This is a genomic window from Bradyrhizobium sp. 172, assembly GCF_023101065.1.
Taxonomy (GTDB): domain Bacteria; phylum Pseudomonadota; class Alphaproteobacteria; order Rhizobiales; family Xanthobacteraceae; genus Bradyrhizobium; species Bradyrhizobium canariense_D.
This window is the reverse complement of sequence record NZ_CP064701.1, coordinates 3,577,484-3,597,269: the sequence shown is the minus strand read 5'-3', so window position 1 is coordinate 3,597,269 and position 19,786 is coordinate 3,577,484. Positions and strand designations below refer to the sequence as shown.

Genomic DNA, 19,786 nt, shown 5'->3' with positions numbered 1-19,786 from the left:
TACATCAAAATCAAACGGATAATCGAGCTTTTCAAACCACCGCCGCAAACATCTCGCCCCGTCCCGAAGCGGTCCTCTGGAGAAGGTGGCACCTATTTGTCTTTCTTCCCGTCCTGAAGTGCCTTCAGGACCGCAAAGGGGTGGTCCTCCGGATCGGGGGCGATAACCTCGGGCTCAAACACGACCCCCGGCTTGCGCGGATAGGGATCGACCGCCAGGAACAGGGCATCGGTGGCAAGCCTCCCAAGGTCGATGATGCCATTGACGATCGCCTCCGGCGGGTCGGCGACCTGCTCCCGATCGTCGTGCCCCTCCTCCATCAGGTCGGCCAGGCGGCGGACCTCGGCCTCGGGGGCGAATATCAGGTCCACCTCCTCGTCGATGTCGCTCTCCATCGGGTCAAGCGTGACCACACAGGTCTGGCCGATCCGGGCGCGAACGTGCCCCGTGACCTGGATCCGGTTGCCGCTTTTCGGCACGACATCGAAATCGGCCTGGACCGAGATAACCTCGCGCAAGCCTGCCGTCTCAGCCATGGCCTGCCGCTCGGCGGCCGAGGCCTCGAGCTTGCGATGCAGGCCGGTATCCGGGATCTGTGCAACGATGACGGGCACCCGCCAGGGATCGGGCCCGGATGCTGGTATCGGTCGGGTCATGGCGTCACATCCTCAGGAAGCGCTGGAGGAAACTTGAAGGACGCACCCAGCAGTGCGGCCTCGCCGGTCTGGGCGAGGTTGGCCTCGGCCGCCCTGGCATAGGCTGCGAGCTGCTGCGCCTGGTCCATGCCGGCCCCATTCAAGATATTCTTGCAGATCGCGGATGCCAGCGCCTCGCCGCCGCCTTCCATGGCCTGATCGTAGGCCTGGACCCGGCCGTAAAACGCCTCGCCGAAGGCCCGCATCCGCTTCGGCACGGTCTGGTCGCCTATCCCCATCTCGCGCAGATTGTCGTCCATGTCCTCGCAGAAACGGTCGAACAGCGCCTGCGACAGCTCGGTGGCGCTCTGGACCGTGCGCAGGCGGCGCAGCAGCAGCCAGAGGTGCAGCAGCAACAGATCGAAACGCCCGTTAACGGTATCCGGCACGCCCAAGTCGCGGTAAAACATGGGTTCTCGCGCCTGCGTCACGATCATGCCATAGATGGCTTCAATGGTGCCCGGCGAGGCTAGGCGGGGTTTCCTGAAGTGATTGAACGGCCAAAGCATTGTGGTTTCCGCAAGCGGGCGCGCCCGTGTTGCATTCAGAGCCTCCGCCCGGTACTTCAGCGCCTCGCGCGACGCAAGGGGACGGAATCAGTTCCGCTATGACGATAACGAACCAGACCAGCCTGCGTGCAGACAAGCCGCGCGGCCTTCATGCACGTTGGCGCGGCTTGCGCCTTTTCGCGGCCGCGGCCCTGGTTGGCGCCGCGCTTGCGGGCTGCACCGGCGAGCAGTTCCAGAAGGGTTACATCCTGCCGCCCGGCGCACTGGAGCAGATCCCGATCGGTGCGAGCCAGGACCAGGTGCTGATCGTGATGGGCACCCCCTCCACCGTCGCAACCCTCGACGGCGAGGTGTTCTATTACATCTCCCAGCGCTCCGAGCGCATTGTCGCCTTCATGAACCAGAGGGTGGTCGACCAGCGCGTCATCGCGGTCTATTTCGACAAGAACCGGCGTGTGCGCCGGCTTGCGAATTACGGTCTCCAGGACGGCAAGATCTTCGATTTCATCAGCCGGACGACGCCGACCTCGGGTCAGGAGATGAGCTACCTCACGCCGATCTTCAAGCTGCTCAGCTTTAACTGAGCCTTCAGCCTGCGGCTTCGTGCGGCTTGCCGTTGCGCATACGCTTCCATACGCTCCTGCAAAATAAGATGCAGGGAGTGGATTCGTGCCCAATCAATTGCTGTCCCGCCGTCGCGTGCTCACTGGCGCTGCCGCTATCTCGGCCGCAGCGATCCTGCCGCGATCGAGCTTGGCGGACTGGAAGCCGACCGAAAACGTCCGCCTCGTCGTGCCGGCTGCCGCCGGCGGTTCGACCGACGTGATGGGTCGGCTTCTGGCGGCGCATCTGCAGGCCGCCTGGGGCCAATCGGCCGTGGTGGAAAACCGGTCCGGCGGCGGCGGTACGATCGGCACGGCCGAGGTGGTCCGCGCCAAGCCGGACGGCCACACCATCCTGATCGGCAATCCCGGCCCGAACGCGATCGCCTACAGCATTTTCAAGAACCTCACCTACAAGCCGGACCAGCTCCAGCCGGTCTCCAACATGATCCGGATCCCGAACATCGTCTCGGCGCATCCCAAGACCGGCATCAAGTCGATCGCCGAGCTGGTCGCCTATCTCAAGGCCAATCCGGACAAGCTCAGCTACGCCTCCTCCGGCGTCGGCCAGAGCCCTCACCTCACCGGCGCCTGGTTCCTGCAGCTCACCGGGCTGAAGATGACGCACATCCCGTTCCGCGGCGCCGGTCCCGCGCTCCAGGCGGCGCTCGCCGGCGACATCCAGATCCTGTTCGACAACCTCTATCCGAGCCTGCCGCAGGTACAGAACGGCACCCTCACCGGCCTCTGCGTCACCACGACGGAGCGCAGCGACCTCGCGCCGAACCTGCCGACCATGCGCGAGAGCGCGCCGGAGCTTGCGGCTTTCGACGTCTCGTCGTGGTTCTCGGTGTTCCTGCCGAAGGGTGTGCAGCCCGCCGTTCTCGAAGCGCTCAACCTTCAAGTGAAGGCGATGCTCGAGCGCGACGACATCAAGAAGAACATCCTGGCCATGGGGGCCCGCGCCGACTACGGCACGCCCGACCAGTTTGCCGCCTTCGTGGACGCCGAGACGAAGAAGTTCGCCGGCATCATCCAGAAGGAAGGGCTGCAGATGGACGTGCAGTAGCTTTCGCATCCGCGGACGCGGCCCAACATGCAGCGCCGGGCCGCGCTTTCGCGTTGAGTGCGTGGCGACCCTCGGTTGCTATGCAAGCTCGGCCGACGGCTGTCCCACCAAAGCGGCAATCGCCGAAATCGAGTCCAGGCGCGTCAAATCGAAGCCGATGTCGGAGAAGTTGATCCCGTGGTCGGTCTCAATGCTCATGATCAGCTCGACCGCGTCGAGCGAATCGAGGCGGCCGCTGGTGAACAGCAGATCATCGTCACCAAGCGGCGCGCTGTCGCCCTTCATCAGCAGCCGCTGCACGATGTAGCGTCGCATCTGCGATCTGACTTCAGGGCCGGCTTTCGTGGTCATGTCGAGACTCCCAGGAGATAGAACAGGAATTCGGCGCGTTGCCCGAGCGAATGCTCGCGGTCGAGCGGCGCATCGAAGACGTGAATGAGACAAAAGAAGCTCGACACCCACAGGCAAGGCAGCAAGCGGCCACGCAGCCATCCTCGCGGCGCCAGTTGCGGGGCGCGGCGCATCTGCGAGAGCCCGACACTGATGGCCAGGACAAACGTGTAGAACGCGTGCGATTGCTGACCGACCACCGCCCGCCAAAGGCCCATTTCGCCGACGAAATGAATATCGCGGATGAAGTGAAACAGCAGGTTGCCGACACAGGCCGCGGCAAAGGTGGCGAAGAACATGCGAAGCCGGCGATGGCCGCGGAGGCAGCGAACAAAGGTGGGGTAGAAGAAATGGTCGACGAGCAGTTCTTTGTAATAGAAATAGTAGCGATTCCAGAATTCCGCCAGCGTCGTTGACTCCAGAGGCCGGTAGGTGTTGCGCAGCAGGCGAAAGCCGGCAAGTCGCGCCGTGGCGATGATGACGCCGCCGAACACGGTCATGCTCAGCAAGTCCTCGACGAAGAAGCTGACGAGGCTCGCCCATCCGACGAAACGCGGCCAGGGATGGCGCGCGAGATATTGCAGCAGGTTGTCGTCGAACATTGGAAGCTGCAAACGTCCGTGGACGATCTCGACGAGACAGACTCTGACGATGGCGAGCACAAGGATCCAGACCGCAAGCTTGACGCCCTTGAGCTGCGTCACTGCAAGCTCCTCGGGTGTCTTGGCCTCGAAGCGGTCGAGATAAGACAGCCCCTTCCCGAACGGCGTCAGCGACGATCCCCAGAAGGGGTGGAAAACGCTCAGGTGCCGCCACACCGGAGATCGCTTCCTGCCCGCATCGGCCAAACCATAGGCAAGAAACCACAAATAGGGCTGGAACGTCATCAGAAACGACCACAGCAGAACACGCGGCAGGCCGGCCATCATCGTGGCCTGCGTCAGCGCGACGAGTGCCAGGAACGCCAGCAACAGGCTGAGCGTCGGGCGGCGGAAGACCACCGTCCCTGGCCCCTGCATGATCAGCAGGCCCGCGAACAGCGCAAACACGACGACCAGCATGACCGCTTCCAGCAGCGGCTGATGGATCCGGTCGCCGACGCCTTCGTCGATCGTCAGCCGTTCGAGAAAACCGCGGTCGATCAGGAAGCCGCTGCGATAGAGCAGCAACAAGGTTGCGAGCAAGATCAGGACGCGCCGGTACCGGCCGGCATAGGCGCACACCAGCGCGAGTCCCGCCGCTGAAAAATCGATACCTATCTGCCGAAACAAAACCGCGAGCAGTCCGACCGCGCAGCAGAGCAGCACGCGGCCACCGATGTCCTGGACCCCCGCCACGAGCCTCGGGTCCCGATCGATCTTGGGGATCAACCGCCACGACGGCTTCGCAAGAGGACCCGATGGCGCGTAGCCGTAGGGCTGGCTTTCAACACTCATCGGACAACGCGCGCGATCACTACGAGCTGTTGCATCTACGAGGCCCTTGCAACAGCTTCGCCGAGCAGTGACGCTACCGAGCGCCGGTCCGCCTTGCCATTGGCATTGACGGGAATGTCTTCCATCCAGATGAACCGGCCCGGCACCATGTAGGCGGGAAGGTGCGCAGTGCAGTGCTGGCGCAGATCGCTTTCCGCCATTCTTGCACCCGAATACGCGGCCAGCAGCCGACTGGCGCCACTGGCGTCGTGCTGCACCACGGCGAGCGCACGGGTTATTCCCCTGCACGCCATCAGCGCGTGGTCGATCTCCTCCAGCTCGACCCGATACCCCCGAAGCTTGACCTGATTATCCGCGCGACCGCGGAAACGCAGGACGCCGGTTTCAAGGTCGGCCTCCACGAGGTCGCCGCTCCGATAGAGGATCGACCGATAGCCGTCGATCAGAGGGTCCTGACAGAAACGGCGGGCGGTCTCTTCCGGGTTGTTGATGTAGCCGAGCCCTACCCCAGGGCCTCCCAGCCACAACTCGCCGGCAGTGCCCGCAAGCGCCGGCTTCATCTCTTCGTCCAGGATCCGGTAGCTGAAATTGGGATTGAGTCGCCCCAGCGGGGCCAACCCGTCCTTGGACTCAAAAACGGATTCGACGATCTCGAAACCGCTGCAAATGCAGCTCGTCTCGGTCGGGCCGTAGCAATTGATCAGCTTCGCCTTGCCGGCAAACGCGTCGTGGAACCGACGAAGCCGGGCCAGCGGAAACCCCTCACCGCCGAACATGAATCGGCTGACGCTCGGCAGCCAATCCGGGCTCAGAAGGTGCATGGAGTCCAGGAACATGAAGAGGGTCGGCACGGCGAAGAAGAACGTGCACTGATGCTTGGTGATCTCCGACACCAGCTCTGCGGGGGGCCGCCCCTTCTGCGCGTCCAGCGCGACAACCGCCGCTCCGTTCAGGAAGCCGGCATAGATGTCGAAGACCGAATTGTCGAAATAGATCGGGTTGACATTCGTCAGCCGGTCACCGGGTCCAATTCCAAGATCGCTCTTCGCCCAGGCGATCAGGTGAAGCACCCCTTGATGGGGGATGACCACGCCCTTCGGTTCGCCCGTCGATCCCGAGGTGAACATGACATAGGCCGGATCGGCCCCGGTGATCAGGGATGTCAGCGGCAGATTGTCGTCTTCAAGCTGCGACAGGGCATGATGCAAGGCAGCCCGGGCAATTGCATCGCCGATCAATGTCCGCGGCCCAGCTCCCTCGCGCACGCTGACGATCAGCGCGGGCCGGCATCGCTCCAGCATCAGCCGGGCACGTTCCTCGGGGGCCGCAGGATCGAGGAAGGCATAGGGTGCTCCGATCTTGATGCAGGCGATCGCGAGCGCATAGGCCTCGGCGATTTTCGGCAATTCAAGGCACACGACGGCGCCCTTGTTGACGCCACGCGATGTCAACCAGCGCGCCAACCGGTTTGCCAATCGGTTGAGCTCCGAAAAGGCAAAGCTGTCGCCTTCGCACAACAGGGCGACGGCGTCCGGCGAGGACGCAACGGTCTCTTCGAAACGCAGCGCCAGATTATGGGCGGTCATACCGACGCCTCGATCAATTCATTGTCGCCGGGATTGCCCGGCGCGTTCGACGAGGCCTGCACGATCTCGGCAAAATCTCGCTGGTTGAGCGCGATCACGGCCGCGGGCAATTTCGCGTCCGGAAACTGGGCCTGCAACACGTCCCCGAGCTCCATGCCGAGATGCTGAAGGAACGCGGCGGCCATCGGATCGGTCGCCAGCGGCCTGCCCTCACTTTCCCCTTGCTTCATGTCCGGCACGAGGCTGCTGTTCTCGCTGTCAGCTGAAGCAGCTTCGCGATCGACACGCAGCACCACGTCGTAGCGATAGCGGGTCAGTTCGTAGCTTGATCCGCGCTTGAGCAGGATTTCCGCACCCGATATCCGCCGGATGGATCCGGAAATACCCTGAAAGTAGCGGGGGTCGATCACCAACTCGCGCTCCTGGGCGATCGACAGGAAGATCTTTCGCGCGAGCGCGGCATCCGTGGCTCCCGAAACTTTCGCGGATTGAACTTCGCGATGGAAGACCGGCAGGAGCTCGAGGTTACGAACGTCGCCGACGAAGATGTGCCCCCCAGGAGCCACCAGGCCTGCGGCTTGCTCCAAGACTAAGTGCAGGTATTCGATGCCGGGAAAGTATTGCACGACCGAATTTAGCACCACTGCATCGAACGAATTCAGCGGCAAGCCGCTCAAATCGGCGGCTTCCCGCTCTAGAAACTCGACATGCCGAAGCTCGGGCTTCGACTGCGCGAACGCACGCAGCCGCTGAACGGCCACCGGCGAGAGGTCGGTCCCGCAATATACGTCACAGCCGGGCGCGAGCTTTTCGACGAGCAAGCCGACGCCGCACCCGATCTCCAACAACCGCCTTGCGCCAAGAGCACGAATTTGCAGGATCGTATGATCGAGCCAATCGACCATATCGGGTTCGGGAATGGGCCTGTTGGTGAAGTTGCTGGTCCAACCGACGAATGACGGCACAACACCGTCGGCGTCATGGCGATATGCTTGATCGAAAGCGCGACGCCATTGCGCAACTCTGCGATCCGACTCGGCCTGGAGATGCTTCGCCTTGCCGGCGCTCAGATGATCGGGGTCAATTGCGACGAAAGCGACCTCGGACTGACCGCCGTGGCCAGGCTCGGCGCTGAGGAAAGCATCCGCCACGCCCGGATGCGCCATCAATGCCCGCTCAATCTCGTTCACAGGCCGTGCAGGCAACGGAACCTCCCTCTCGCGGCGGGCAGCGAACCCCTGAGCATGTCGAGAGCGCGCCGCGCGCGGAGCACCACACGCGTGCTGCGGAGCTCCCTAAGATGCCGCTGACAGTCTCTCGTATTTCTAGAACTCGGCCGGTTAAGCAACCCTAAATGTGCGCACGCGTAGGGTGCACATTTTCGGGCGGCTTACGCCCTCGGCATCGATGGATCGCTCTGATGACCGGATTGTTGCGTTCCGCGTCCCGCCGGGCGGGTTTCATGTTCAGATGATGCGCCGGCCTCCGGCAGCACACACGCAAAGAAAGACCCCGCAGGCCTGCGCCGCGGGGTCTTCGTTCAGCAACGTCTACCTCAGTGCGCGAGGACTGCCAGCAGCAGCAACGCCACGATGTTGGTGATCTTGATCATCGGGTTCACCGCCGGGCCGGCCGTGTCCTTGTAGGGATCGCCGACGGTGTCGCCGGTCACGGCCGCCTTGTGGGCGTCACTGCCCTTGCCGCCGAAATGACCGTCTTCGATGTACTTCTTGGCGTTGTCCCAGGCGCCCCCGCCCGAGGTCATCGAGATCGCGACGAACAGGCCCGTCACGATCACGCCGAGCAGCATCGCGCCCACCGCCGAGAACGCCGCCGACTTGCCGGCCGCCCCGCCCCCCGCGATCGCATAGATCACGAAGTAGACGAAGATCGGTGACAGCACCGGAAGCAGCGAGGGGATGATCATTTCCTTGATCGCCGCTTTGGTCAGAAGGTCGACCGCCTTGCCGTAATCCGGCTTGTCGGTGCCTTGCATAATGCCCGGCTTCTCGCGGAATTGTCGGCGGACCTCCTCGACGATCGCGCTCGCCGCGCGGCCCACGGCGGTCATGCCCATCGCGCCGAACAGATACGGCAAGAGACCGCCGAACAACAGGCCTACCACGACGTAGGGATTGTTGAGCGAGAAGTCCGGTTTGACGCCGGCGAAGTAGGCGTGGTGCGCGGAGTCCGCAATGAAGAACTTGAGATCCTCGTTGTAGGCCGCGAACAGCACCAGGGCGCCGAGACCGGCGGAGCCGATCGCGTAGCCCTTGGTCACCGCCTTGGTGGTGTTGCCGACTGCATCGAGCGCGTCGGTCGACTTGCGAACCTCCTTCGGCAGGCCCGCCATCTCGGCAATACCGCCGGCGTTGTCGGTCACCGGACCGAACGCGTCGAGCGCGACGACCATGCCGGCGAGCGCCAGCATCGTGGCGGTCGCGATCGCGATGCCGAACAGGCCGGCGAGGCTGTGGGTGACCAGGATGCCGGCGATGATGACGATCGCGGGCAGCGCGGTCGCTTCCATCGAGATGGCGAGGCCCTGGATCACGTTGGTGCCGTGGCCGGTCACCGAGGCCTGGGCGATCGACTTCACCGGACGATAGTCGGTGCCGGTGTAGTATTCGGTGATCCAGATGATCAGCGCGGTGACGGCAAGGCCGACCACGCCGCACTCGAACAGCGCCATGCCGGTATAGTCGACGCCGGCGAGCTTGCCGAAGCCGATCAGGTAATGGATCACACCGGCGATGCCGACCAGCGAGAGGACGCCGGTTGCGATCAGACCCTTGTAAAGCGCGCCCATGATCGACTGGCTCGGCCCGAGCTTCACGAAGAAGGTGCCGATAATCGAGGTGATGATGCAGATGCCGCCGATGGCGAGCGGCAACGTCATCATGTCGGCGAGGATCGGCGTCTTGGCGAAGAAGATCGCCGCCAGGACCATGGTGGCGACCGCGGTCACCGCATAGGTTTCGAACAGGTCGGCGGCCATGCCGGCGCAGTCGCCGACATTGTCGCCCACGTTGTCGGCGATGGTGGCCGGGTTGCGCGGATCGTCCTCGGGGATGCCGGCCTCGACCTTGCCGACGAGGTCGCCGCCGACGTCCGCACCCTTGGTGAAGATGCCGCCGCCGAGACGAGCGAAGATCGAGATCAGCGAGGCGCCGAAGCCGAGCGCCACCATGGCGTCGATGACGACGCGGCTGTCAGGCGCAAGCTTCAGCGAATGGACCAGGAAGCCGAAATAGAGGGTCACGCCAAGCAGCGCGAGACCCGCCACCAGCATGCCGGTGATGGCGCCCGCCTTGAAGGCGAGCTCGAGACCACCTGCGAGCGACGTGGTCGCCGCCTGGGCGGTGCGCACATTGGCGCGGACCGAGACGTTCATGCCGATGAAGCCGGCCGCCCCCGACAGGATCGCGCCGATGGCAAAACCGATCGCGACGTAGAGTCCCAGGAAATAGGCAAGCAGCACGAAGATGACGATGCCGACCATCCCGATCGTGGTGTATTGACGCCGCAGGTAGGCCTGGGCGCCTTCGCGCACCGCTGCCGCGATTTCCTGCATGCGCGGAGACCCCGCATCCGCGCTCAACACCGAAGACGTCGCCCAGATCGCGTAGACGACGGAAAGCACTCCGCAGAGCACAATCAACCATAATGCTGTCATGTGATTTTTTGCCTCAGATCCTTGATGAACGTACCCCCGGCGCCTTTTGTTTTCCGTCGTGCGGTGCGGCGCCTTGATTTTGAAGAAGGCCGCTCCTTGCCCGAAGGCGCGGCCTTAGTCGGTCACGACCTTGCCAAAATCAAATTGAGGGTGCAACGCCAGATAAGGCCGAAAAGCCGATCTCGGCAGGTATTTAGCCTGTCTTGGCAGCCGGGACGCCGGTTTGGAGCAATTCCTAGAAGTGGCTGTAGGAGAGCCGCTTCAAGACCAGCTCCTGGCCCTGCCCGTCCAGGAAGCGCGGCCGCTCATGGCCCGCGACGATCGTGCCGATGGCCGTGACGGCAAGGCCTGCCGCACGCCCCAAGGCAATCAGCGCGTTGGCTTGCGCTGGCGGAGCGGTGCACAGCACCTCGTAATCGTCCCCTCCGGCCAGCAGCGTCTCGACGGAAACGACCTTGCCTGCGATCAGGCCGGCGGCAGCGGCCGAGAGCGGCACGCTCGTCACGTCGATCGTGGCCGAGACGCCTGATGCCGCACAGAGCTTGGTCAGATCTCCAGCAAGGCCGTCGGAGACATCCATCGCAGCCGTCGCATGGTCACGCACGGACTGCGCGAGAGCATTGCGCGGCTGCGGCACGCGATAGCGCGAGATCAGCGTCTCGCGCGCGTGCGGATCGGAGGCCAGCGCATTCGCGACCGCGCCGCCCTTGAGCACGTCAAGGCCAAGCGCGGCGTCGCCGATCGTCCCCGTCACCAGGATACGGTCGCCCGGTTGGGCGCCGGTGCGGCCGACCATCCGCCCCTGCGGCACGCGGCCAAAGGCGGTAATCGAGATCATTTGCGGCCCCGGCGTCGACACCGTGTCGCCGCCGAGCAGCGGACAGACGAAGGTTTTCGCATCCTCGCCGAGCGCGTCCGCGAACGGCCTGAGCCAAGCGTCTTCCTTGCTGCGCAGCGCCAATGTCAGCACGAAGCCGGCCGGCACGGCCCCCTTGGCGGCGAGATCGGACAGGTTCACCCGCAGCGCCTTGCGCGCGATGGTATCGGGCGGATCGGTGGCAAGATAATGCACGCCCTCGACCACCGCGTCGGTGGTGACGACGATGTCGCTGCCGAGCGCCTGCAGGATGGCGGCATCGTCCACCAGCCCCAAGGCGCCGGGATCAGTCGCCAGCGGCTTGAAATAGCGCGCGATGAGGGAGTCTTCGGCGGAGGGATTGTGCGGGTTTGTCATCAGCGTCAGCCACACACTTCGCTGTCATCGCCGGGCTTGACCGGGCGATCCAGTATTCCAGAGACGATCGTGTGACATCGATAGGCCGCGGCGTACTGGATCACCCGCCTTCGCGGGTGATGACGGCGGAATATGGGGCAGCCACATCGCATCAATTCACCGCCCTGCGCCTCAATTCACCCCCGCCCGAACTCGTCACCGCGAAACTGGCGGCCGATCTGGTCGAGCACCGCGTTGACCATGCCGGTCTCCTCGCGGTCGACGAAGGCATTGGCGACGTCGACATATTCGGACACGACGACGCGGCCCGGCACGTCCTTGCGGTGTTCCAATTCGTAGGCCCCTGCCCGCAGCACCGCGCGCAGGATCGCTTCGATGCGCTTCAATGGCCAGCCCTTCGACAGCGCCTCGTCGATCAGCGGATCGAGTTTCTTCTGGTCGCGCACGACGCCGGAGACGACGTCGCGGAAGAACGCCGCTTCCGCCGGGAGATATGTGTCGCCCTCGACCTCGTTGCCGAGCCAGTGGCTCTCGAACTCCGCAAAAATGTCGTTGATGCCGGCACCGCCGATATCCATCTGGTACAGCGCCTGTACGGCTGCGAGCCGCGCCGCACCGCGCCGGTTCGCCTTCTTCTCCGTGCCGGCCGGCGGCTTCTTGTTGTTATCGGCCATGATCAAGCCCGCGCCAGCCGGCGCTTTATGCGCAGCATCGCAATCGCGGCCCGCGCGGCATCGCCGCCCTTGTTCAGCTCGCTGGCGCGCGCCCGCGCCCAGGCCTGCGCCTCGGTGTTGACGGTGAGGATGCCGTTGCCGAGCGGCAGCTTTCGCGCCACCGCCAGGTCCATCAGCGCGCGCGAGGATTCCTGCGAGACGATCTCGAAATGGATGGTGTCGCCACGGATCACGCAGCCGAGCGCGATCGCGGCATCATAGGGCTTGCCATTGGTCGCCGCGGCGTCAACCGCGATGGCGATCGCCGCAGGAATCTCCAGTGCACCGGGAACCGTGATGACGTCGTGGGTCAGACCGGCCGCCTTCAGCTCGGCCACCGCGCCTTCGAGCATCGCGTCCTGGAGATCGTCATAGAACCGCGCCTCGACGATCAGCGCGCGTGCGCCGGAAACGTCGGTCTGGTCCTTCAGGGGTGCGCGCCGCGCGTCTGCCATCGTCAAATCCGTTCCACAGGGGTTGGCGCTATGTAGTCGCCACCAGCGGGTAAGCCAAGTTTAAAGACGCCGTCACTTCATTTCCGTCAGCCGCGCCGCGTAGCGGGCCATCAGATCGACCTCGATATTGACCTCATCTCCCGCCTTCCAGCCGCCGATCGTCGTGACCGTCAGGGTGTGCGGGATGATCAGCACCGAAAAGGTCACGTCCTTCACCGTATTAACCGTCAGCGAGACGCCGTCGAGCGTGATCGAGCCCTTGGTCGCGATGAACCGCGCCAGCTCCCGCGTCGTGGAGAGCTCGAACCGCGCCATGTCGGGCAGGTCCTCGCGGCTGACGAGGGTCGCGATGCCATCGGCATGGCCGGCGACGATATGCCCGCCAAGCTCGTCGCCGATCTTGAGCGCACGCTCGAGATTGAGCCTGGTGCCGACCCTCCAATGCTTTGCGGTCGTCAGCGCCAACGTCTCGGCCGCGGCATCGACGTCGAACCAGGTCCTTTGAGCAGAGTCCTTGCCGCCTTCGACGCCGGAAGCAACCACCGTCAGGCAGACGCCGTTGCAGGCGATCGAGGCGCCGTCCGCAATGGTGGTCTGCTCGTAGCGGCAGGCGATGCGCAGCCGGTGCAACTGGCCCTGCGCCGTCGGCGTGAAGCCGACGATCTCGCCGATATCGGTGACAATGCCGGTGAACATCACGCGCGCTCGTAGATGGTGAGAGTATCCTGATCGAAGGTCTCGCTAGCATGAACCTTGTAGGCCTGCGACTGCGTGATTTTCGACAGGGGCAATGCAGCGAGCGCATCCACCCCGTCGGCGCCCACCGCTTCCGCGCCGTGGAACAGCCAGATCTCGTCAACGAGGTCCGCGGCGGCGAAGGACGCCGCGACGCGGCTGCCGCCCTCGACCATCAGCCGCGTGATGCCCTTGCCGGCCAATGCATGCAGCACGGCCGCAAGATCGAGTCCCGAGGCATTGCCGGGCGGCACGCGGATCACCTGCGCACCGGCCGCACCGAGCCGCGTGGCGGCCGCGGCCTCCGCGAGTTCAGAACCCACCACCCATAGCGGAATCTCGCGCGCGGAGCCCACGAGCCTGCTTGCGCCGGGAATACGCAGATTCTGGTCGAGCACCACCCGCACCGGCGAGCGCACCGCCATGCCCGGCAGGCGGCAGTCGAGCTGCGGATCGTCCGCCAGCACGGTGCCGATGCCGACTAGGATGGCGTCGCTTTGCGCGCGGAGGAGATGCACCCGGTTGCGCGCCGCCTCGCCGGTGATCGCGACCGGCTTGCCGCCGGCCGCGCCGATCTTGCCGTCGGGCGAGACCGCGAGCTTCAGGATCACATGCGGGCGGCGATCCCTGATGCGACGGAAATGCCCGGCGTGATCGAAGGCGGCTTCGCGCGCGCACAGACCCACATCCACCATGATGCCGGCGGCGCGCAGGCGTGCGTGGCCCTGACCGGCGACTTCCGGATTGGGATCCTCGATCGCGGCCACCACGCGTTTGATGCCGGCGGCGATCACGGCGTCCGCGCACGGTGGCGACTTGCCGAAATGCGAGCACGGCTCCAGCGTGACGTAGAGCGTGGCGCCTCGCGCGGCCTCGCCTGCGCGCCGCAGCGCTTCAGGCTCGCCATGCGGCCGTCCGCCAGGTTGGGTCCAACCGCGGCCGACGATCACGCCGTCCTTGACGATGACGGCGCCGACGGCGGGATTGGGCCAGGTACTTCCCTGCCCGCGCCGGCCGAGCGCCAGCGCAAGCTCCATGAAGCGCCGGTCGGCATCCCTGGACTCGCGCGCCTTCTGCGCGAATTGATCCTCCAGGATGCGGAAGATCATTTGCGGATCGCGGCGAGCCGCGCTTCCTCCTCGCCGGAGAGCTCGCCGAGCACGTCGGCGAAATCCTTGGCCTCGCGGAAATTGCGGTAGACCGAGGCGAAGCGGACATAGGCGACGTCGTCGAGCGTGCGCAGATGCTCCATCACGGTCTCGCCGATCACCTCCGAGGAGATTTCAGCCTCGCCCCCGGTCTCGAGCTCGCGCACGATGGTGGAGACCATCTTCTCCACCCGTTCCGGCTCGACCTGCCGCTTGCGCAAGCTGATCGACACCGAGCGCATCAGCTTGTCGCGGTCGAACGGCACGCGGCGGCCGTTGCGCTTGATCACCGTGAGCTCGCGCAGCTGCACGCGCTCGAAGGTGGTGAAGCGGAAATTGCAGGCGACGCACACGCGCCGCCTGCGTATCACGGAAGAGTCCTCGGTCGGACGCGAGTCCTTCACCTGCGTATCGAGACTGTTGCAGTTCGGGCAGCGCATCCGTTGACCTTGACCGGTTTTCTTGAGCCTTACTGATAGATCGGGAAACGGTCGGTGAGCACCTTGACCCGTTCCTTGATCGCGGCTTCCACCAGCGGCGCCTTGCCGTCGTCGGACTGCGCGATCGCGTTGAGGACTTCGGCGATCATGCCGCCGACCTGCTGGAATTCAGCGACACCAAAGCCGCGCGTGGTCGCAGCCGGCGTGCCCAGACGAATACCGGAGGTGACGAACGGTGACTCGGGATCGAACGGAATGCCGTTCTTGTTGCAAGTGATGGCGGCGCGAACCAGCGCCTTCTCCGAGGCGTTGCCCTTCAGGCCCTTCGGCCGGAGGTCAACCAGCATCAGATGATTATCGGTGCCGCCCGAGACAATGTCGAACCCGTGGCCCTTCATCGCCTCCGCCAGAGCCTTGGCGTTCTCGACGACGTTCTTGGCATAGACCTTGAAGTCCGGCCGCAGCGCCTCGGCGAAGGCGACCGCCTTGGCCGCGATGACATGCATCAGGGGGCCGCCCTGCAGGCCCGGGAAGATCGCCGAGTTGAATTTCTTGGTCAGCGCCTCATCATTCCACAGCATCAGGCCGCCACGCGGACCGCGCAGCGACTTGTGGGTCGTGGTGGTGGTGATGTGCGCGTGAGGCACGGGCGAGGCATGCACGCCGCCGGCGACGAGACCGGCGAAGTGCGCCATGTCGACCAGGAGATACGCGCCGACGCTGTCCGCGATCTCGCGGAAGCGCTTGAAGTCCCAGGCGCGCGAATAAGCCGAGCCGCCGGCCACGATCAGCTTCGGCTTGACCTCCTCGGCCTGCTTGGCGACCGCGTCCATGTCGATGATCTGGTCCTCGCGGCGCACGGTGTAGTGCGCGGCCTTGAACCACTTGCCGCTCATGTTGACCGGGGAGCCGTGGGTGAGATGGCCGCCGGCCGCGAGATCGAGGCCCATGAAGGTGTCGCCGGGCTGAAGCAGCGCCAGAAACACCGCCTGGTTCATCTGGCTGCCGGAGTTCGGCTGCACGTTGGCGAAGTTGGCGCCGAACAGCTTCTTGGCACGATCGATCGCGAGGTTCTCGGCGACGTCGACCCACTCACAACCGCCGTAGTAGCGCGCGCCCGGATAGCCTTCCGCGTATTTGTTGGTCATCACCGAACCCTGCGCTTCCAGCACGGCACGGCTGACGATGTTCTCGGAGGCGATTAGCTCGACCTCGTGGCGCTGGCGGCCGAGCTCGCCCTTGATGGCGGCTGCGATTTCCGGGTCAGCCTGCTCGAGCGAGGCGGTGAAAAACGAATCGGGCGCGGAGGCGGTTTTGGCGAAGGTCATCTTGCGAATATCTCCACCGCCGCAGCCTTTTGGCGGGCTACGGGCGGGTCTGGTGTGGCGATCGGAAGCGGCGAGCGCGATCTACCACATCGCCCGCAACAGGCCAAGGGTTTGCGGGTCGGACCTGTGATTTATGCAAGATATGGTGGGATTGGAGGATTGGGACGACGGGGTGGTATCCGGCGTCCATGTCCAGGAAAGGTCCGCTTTGGACTCGAAAGGCCGCGCGGGTGCGAGCGGCCGGCCTCTACAGCCCGGTATACCCCGCCTTCACGGGATCCACGCTACCGTCGAGCTGCCGCAGATAGGTCAGGCCGCAAACCGTCAACCTGTGGGTGTCCTTCTCGCCGGCTTCCATCAAGGTGGTGATGTAGTTCGTGACCTTTTCCCGCGCCTCCGCGCTCGCCGCGGACGTGCGGTTGGCGAGCAAATCGTAGGTATGCATGATCCGGTCGATGGCAGCTTCCATGGCACCCTCTGGTTCTTGCCGCGTTTGGGACTTGAGATCAGGCAACCGCTTTGGCCTCGGACTGCGCCTCGAACCTGACAATGGCCTTGTTGGCCAGCCTGATCTTGTTGAATTCGCCGTGCTGGAGCAACTTGATGACGATCTCGAGCAGGCGCTCGTCGGTGACGAGGGTGTCCCGGATCGCGCCGGAGCGGCGAAGATAGTTCGCGGCGATGGCGTAGGCCTCGCTCACGAGTTCCACGTTCATCACCCCCACGCCACGCTCGACCAGCATCGTCAACCTCCGATCCGGAGGAGATAAGCATCGAACCGGGAACTCGTTCCCTGGTGTCGGGGATTTTTTCGCAACCGCGAAATGGAAAAACGCACCGGTCCGGACACAGCCGGGCCGGCGCGCTTGGGGAAGCTCAGGCACGTTCGGGAGGCTTGCCGGTCTTGTTGCGGGCCGGCTTGGCCTTGTCCCGTCGAAAAGAACTCAGAGACGATACAGGATTTGGTCGGTCCAGAACCGCTCGAGGCGGTGCAGCGATTTGTTCAGGGTCGAGAACTCCTCGCCCGAGATGCCGCCGACCTGTTCGACCGTCTTGACGTGCTTCTGGTAGAGCGAGTCGACGATGCGGCGGATTTCCTGGCCCTGCGGCGTCAGGCGGATGCGCACCGAGCGGCGATCGACGCGCGAGCGCTGATGGTCGAGGAAGCCGAGCTCGACGAGCTTCTTCAGATTGTAGGAAACGTTGGAGCCGAGGTAATAACCGCGCGTGCGCAGTTCGCCCGCGGTCAGCTCCTTGTCGCCGATGTTGTAGAGCAGCAGCGCCTGCACCGAGTTGATGTCCGCACGGCCGCGGCGATCGAACTCGTCCTTGATGACGTCGAGCAGCCGGCGATGCAGCCGCTCCACCAGAGTCAAAGCTTCCAGATAGAGCGTCTGCACCGAACCCTGCTGGCCGGAGACGCGCTCTGCGGTATCTGCCGCAGTTGCGACGGCTTTCATCATGACACTTCCCCTGTTGTCGTTTTTATCGACACTCATTCGACGAAACTTGTGTCCCGTCTGATAGGTGCAACTTAAGGGGCTCGTTTGAAGATCGGCTTAAATAAGAGAATAAAGAGATCATGAATTTAAGACAGTGAATTGCGGATTAAGCCTGTCCCACAAGCACTTTTCGCAACAGTCTGTTGACTCTCGCAAGGTCCTGTTCACCCTCCGTCCGCCCCGATTGTCGCATTCCAGAACAGCCCCGCCCCGTTTCGAAACGGCCGCGTAAGAGCTGTGGCGGAACACGCTGGTTAGCGAAAACTTACGTCGAATTTTACGCAACCAACCGTCAACCAAGCGCGACAATCTCGTGTCCCGGACCAGCACAGCGAAGCCGAGCGCAGAGTCGGGGCAAGAGAGTTTGCTATGGCGGTCGTTCGCGTGCGGCCATCCAGGCGAGCGCGAGATAGGCCGCCAGCATGAAGGCTTCGACGCCGACCACGACCAGGCTGCCGCCGTAGATGCCCGGGAACATCAGCTCGATCACCGCCATCGACACCACGGTCGTCAGCCACACCACGGCGCCCCAAGGCGTCGCCAGCCACAGCCCGACCGCGGCAACGAGTTCGATCACGGCGAAGTAAATGGTCGAGGCCTGCCAGGCCATCGACTGGTTCTCGAAGGCCTCGTCCTCGCCGCCCACGAAGCCCGTCACCTGCGCCCAATGATAGAGGCCCTTGAGGATCGAGAGCAGCGCCATCACCCGCAGGAACAGCACGAGCCGGCGCGTCCAGACATTGTCGTCGGATTCAGCCCGCTCCGACGAGATCGCCGCCACCGACATGGCGCTGTCTCTGGCATTGTCTCGGACGGCATCCCTGGTGCTGTCGCGGGCCGCATCGCGGGTGGAGATCTCGGACATGCCCCCTTCTGGCTGCTTTGCCCCGCAAAATCAATCGGCTGCCATCTTTTGCGACAGGTCAACCCGCGGTGACGGGAACCATGCGAGCTGGTATAAGAATAATTCCAGCCGGAGGAAAAGTAATGGCGATCAAATACGGACGTCCGATCGAGTTGCGCGAGGTCTCGCGCCGGGATGGCACTGGGGCCTCCCCTGCCCTCGATCTGACCGTCCGCCCGCGCCGCAACCGCAAGGCCGAATGGGCCCGGCGCATGGTGCGCGAGAACGTGCTCACGACGGACGATCTGATCTGGCCGCTGTTTCTGATCGACGGCAACAACAAGCGCGAGCAGATCGCCTCGATGCCGGGTGTCGAGCGTCTCAGTGTCGACCAGGCCGTGCGCGACGCCGAGCGGGCGATGAAGCTCACCATCCCGTGCCTCGCGTTGTTTCCCTACACCGATCCGTCCCTGCGCGACGAGGAGGGCTCGGAAGCCACCAACCCGAACAATCTGGTCTGCCAGGCGGTGCGCGCGATCAAGAAGGAATTCCCGGAGATCGGCATTCTCTGCGACGTCGCGCTCGATCCCTTCACCAGCCACGGCCATGACGGCCTGATCTCCGACGGCAAGATCCTGAACGACGAGACGGTCGCTGTGCTCGTGCGTCAGGCCCTGGTGCAGGCCGAAGCCGGCTGCGACATCATCGCGCCCTCCGACATGATGGACGGCCGCGTTGCCGCGATCCGCGAGGGCCTGGATCGCACCGGCCTGCTCGACGTGCAGATCATGGCCTATGCCGCAAAATACGCGTCCGCCTTTTACGGCCCGTTCCGAGACGCCATCGGCTCGGCCAAGACGCTCACCGGTGACAAGCGCACTTACCAGATGGACAGCGCCAACACCGACGAGGCGCTCCGCGAGGTCGAGCTCGACATCGCCGAGGGCGCCGACATGGTGATGGTCAAGCCCGGCATGCCCTATCTCGACGTCGTCCGTCGCGTGAAGGACACGTTCGCGATGCCGACCTTCGCCTATCAGGTGTCCGGCGAATACGCGATGATCGCGGCCGCCGCCAACAACGGCTGGCTCGACGGCGACCGCGCCATGATGGAGAGCCTGCTCGCCTTCAAGCGCGCCGGCGCCGACGGTGTGCTGAGTTATTTCGCACCGAAGGCGGCGGAGAAGCTGCGGACGCAGGGGTAGGCCCCAAGGTCGTCCCGGCGAAGGCCGAGCGCCCCTGTCTCTAATCGTCGTCCTGGCGAAAGCCAGGACCCATACCGGGTGATCTAGCGAGAGCACGCGGTATCGATACCGGCGAACGTACTAACTTCCAGTTTTCGCCAAGCTTGTCCCTGGGGTAATGGGTCCTGGCTTTCGCCAGGACGACACTGAGGGTGTGGCGCCGCGTCCTTTCCTCCCGCC

Annotated in this window: 21 protein-coding genes; 3 read left to right on the top strand and 18 right to left on the bottom strand. The window is 64.3% G+C overall.

Annotation, left to right across the window (positions count from 1 at the left end; all coding sequences use genetic code 11):
* Positions 1 to 92: 92 nt before the first annotated feature.
* Positions 93 to 656 carry a DUF177 domain-containing protein gene (locus IVB07_RS17360; protein ID WP_026233250.1) on the bottom strand — a complete coding sequence of 188 codons (564 nt, stop codon included), beginning with the start codon at positions 654 to 656 and terminating at the stop codon, positions 93 to 95.
* The gene (locus IVB07_RS17355; RefSeq protein WP_026233251.1) at positions 653 to 1,204 is read right to left on the bottom strand and encodes a ubiquinol-cytochrome C chaperone family protein; all 552 of its coding nucleotides are present in this window, start codon (positions 1,202 to 1,204) and stop codon (positions 653 to 655) included. The genes IVB07_RS17360 and IVB07_RS17355 overlap by 4 nt, the downstream gene beginning before the upstream one ends.
* A gap of 98 nt (positions 1,205 to 1,302) precedes the next feature.
* On the opposite strand from IVB07_RS17355, the gene bamE reads away from it, so the two are divergent.
* Positions 1,303 to 1,788, top strand: coding sequence for an outer membrane protein assembly factor BamE (gene bamE, locus IVB07_RS17350; protein WP_018456846.1), 486 nt, complete (start codon positions 1,303 to 1,305; stop codon positions 1,786 to 1,788).
* A gap of 85 nt (positions 1,789 to 1,873) precedes the next feature.
* Complete coding sequence (locus IVB07_RS17345) at positions 1,874 to 2,875, top strand: tripartite tricarboxylate transporter substrate binding protein (RefSeq protein WP_026233252.1); 1,002 nt, start codon at positions 1,874 to 1,876, stop codon at positions 2,873 to 2,875.
* Between the two features lie 78 nt (positions 2,876 to 2,953).
* Here the strand turns inward: IVB07_RS17345 and IVB07_RS17340 are convergent, their stop codons facing one another.
* The 16 genes from IVB07_RS17340 to IVB07_RS17265 all read right to left on the bottom strand — a co-directional run bounded on the left by IVB07_RS17340 (position 2,954) and on the right by IVB07_RS17265 (position 18,383).
* The gene (locus tag IVB07_RS17340) at positions 2,954 to 3,226 is read right to left on the bottom strand and encodes an acyl carrier protein (RefSeq protein ID WP_007603436.1); all 273 of its coding nucleotides are present in this window, start codon (positions 3,224 to 3,226) and stop codon (positions 2,954 to 2,956) included.
* On the bottom strand, positions 3,223 to 4,701 hold the full coding sequence (locus IVB07_RS17335; protein ID WP_026233253.1) for a hypothetical protein: 1,479 nt from the start codon (positions 4,699 to 4,701) through the stop codon (positions 3,223 to 3,225). Before IVB07_RS17335 ends, IVB07_RS17340 begins: the two co-directional genes overlap by 4 nt.
* A gap of 35 nt (positions 4,702 to 4,736) precedes the next feature.
* Positions 4,737 to 6,287 (bottom strand): amino acid adenylation domain-containing protein, encoded by a 1,551-nt coding sequence (locus IVB07_RS17330; RefSeq protein ID WP_018456849.1) that lies wholly within the window; start codon positions 6,285 to 6,287, stop codon positions 4,737 to 4,739.
* Positions 6,284 to 7,192: a class I SAM-dependent methyltransferase gene (locus IVB07_RS17325; protein WP_245288454.1), complete on the bottom strand. Its 909-nt coding sequence runs from the start codon at positions 7,190 to 7,192 to the stop codon at positions 6,284 to 6,286. Before IVB07_RS17325 ends, IVB07_RS17330 begins: the two co-directional genes overlap by 4 nt.
* Positions 7,193 to 7,842: 650 nt before the next feature.
* Positions 7,843 to 9,963 (bottom strand): sodium-translocating pyrophosphatase, encoded by a 2,121-nt coding sequence (locus IVB07_RS17320; protein WP_026233254.1) that lies wholly within the window; start codon positions 9,961 to 9,963, stop codon positions 7,843 to 7,845.
* 235 nt (positions 9,964 to 10,198) lie between these two features.
* Positions 10,199 to 11,197: a thiamine-phosphate kinase gene (gene thiL / locus IVB07_RS17315; protein ID WP_026233255.1), complete on the bottom strand. Its 999-nt coding sequence runs from the start codon at positions 11,195 to 11,197 to the stop codon at positions 10,199 to 10,201.
* A gap of 176 nt (positions 11,198 to 11,373) precedes the next feature.
* Positions 11,374 to 11,871: a transcription antitermination factor NusB gene (gene nusB / locus IVB07_RS17310; RefSeq protein ID WP_007611091.1), complete on the bottom strand. Its 498-nt coding sequence runs from the start codon at positions 11,869 to 11,871 to the stop codon at positions 11,374 to 11,376.
* Positions 11,872 to 11,873: 2 nt separating this feature from the next.
* Positions 11,874 to 12,365, bottom strand: a complete 492-nt coding sequence (ribH, locus tag IVB07_RS17305; protein WP_018456854.1) for a 6,7-dimethyl-8-ribityllumazine synthase — start codon at positions 12,363 to 12,365, stop codon at positions 11,874 to 11,876.
* A 72-nt stretch (positions 12,366 to 12,437) separates the two neighbouring features.
* Positions 12,438 to 13,061: a riboflavin synthase gene (locus IVB07_RS17300; RefSeq protein ID WP_018456855.1), complete on the bottom strand. Its 624-nt coding sequence runs from the start codon at positions 13,059 to 13,061 to the stop codon at positions 12,438 to 12,440.
* On the bottom strand, positions 13,061 to 14,209 hold the full coding sequence (gene ribD / locus IVB07_RS17295; protein WP_018456856.1) for a bifunctional diaminohydroxyphosphoribosylaminopyrimidine deaminase/5-amino-6-(5-phosphoribosylamino)uracil reductase RibD: 1,149 nt from the start codon (positions 14,207 to 14,209) through the stop codon (positions 13,061 to 13,063). The genes IVB07_RS17300 and ribD overlap by 1 nt, the downstream gene beginning before the upstream one ends.
* Positions 14,206 to 14,688 carry a transcriptional regulator NrdR gene (nrdR, locus tag IVB07_RS17290; RefSeq protein ID WP_007603426.1) on the bottom strand — a complete coding sequence of 161 codons (483 nt, stop codon included), beginning with the start codon at positions 14,686 to 14,688 and terminating at the stop codon, positions 14,206 to 14,208. The genes ribD and nrdR overlap by 4 nt, the downstream gene beginning before the upstream one ends.
* A 29-nt stretch (positions 14,689 to 14,717) precedes the next feature.
* Entirely contained in the window at positions 14,718 to 16,016 is a 1,299-nt protein-coding gene (gene glyA, locus IVB07_RS17285) for a serine hydroxymethyltransferase (RefSeq protein WP_018456858.1), read from the bottom strand.
* 247 nt (positions 16,017 to 16,263) lie between these two features.
* Positions 16,264 to 16,485 carry a hypothetical protein gene (locus tag IVB07_RS17280; RefSeq protein ID WP_018456859.1) on the bottom strand — a complete coding sequence of 74 codons (222 nt, stop codon included), beginning with the start codon at positions 16,483 to 16,485 and terminating at the stop codon, positions 16,264 to 16,266.
* Between the two features lie 37 nt (positions 16,486 to 16,522).
* The gene (locus IVB07_RS17275) at positions 16,523 to 16,759 is read right to left on the bottom strand and encodes a hypothetical protein (RefSeq protein WP_026233256.1); all 237 of its coding nucleotides are present in this window, start codon (positions 16,757 to 16,759) and stop codon (positions 16,523 to 16,525) included.
* Positions 16,760 to 16,960: 201 nt separating this feature from the next.
* Positions 16,961 to 17,479 (bottom strand): MarR family winged helix-turn-helix transcriptional regulator, encoded by a 519-nt coding sequence (locus IVB07_RS17270; RefSeq protein WP_018456861.1) that lies wholly within the window; start codon positions 17,477 to 17,479, stop codon positions 16,961 to 16,963.
* Positions 17,480 to 17,885: 406 nt separating this feature from the next.
* Positions 17,886 to 18,383 carry a DUF6163 family protein gene (locus IVB07_RS17265; protein ID WP_007611119.1) on the bottom strand — a complete coding sequence of 166 codons (498 nt, stop codon included), beginning with the start codon at positions 18,381 to 18,383 and terminating at the stop codon, positions 17,886 to 17,888.
* A gap of 122 nt (positions 18,384 to 18,505) precedes the next feature.
* On the opposite strand from IVB07_RS17265, the gene hemB reads away from it, so the two are divergent.
* Complete coding sequence (gene hemB, locus IVB07_RS17260) at positions 18,506 to 19,567, top strand: porphobilinogen synthase (protein ID WP_018456862.1); 1,062 nt, start codon at positions 18,506 to 18,508, stop codon at positions 19,565 to 19,567.
* The last annotated feature ends 219 nt before the right edge of the window (positions 19,568 to 19,786 follow it).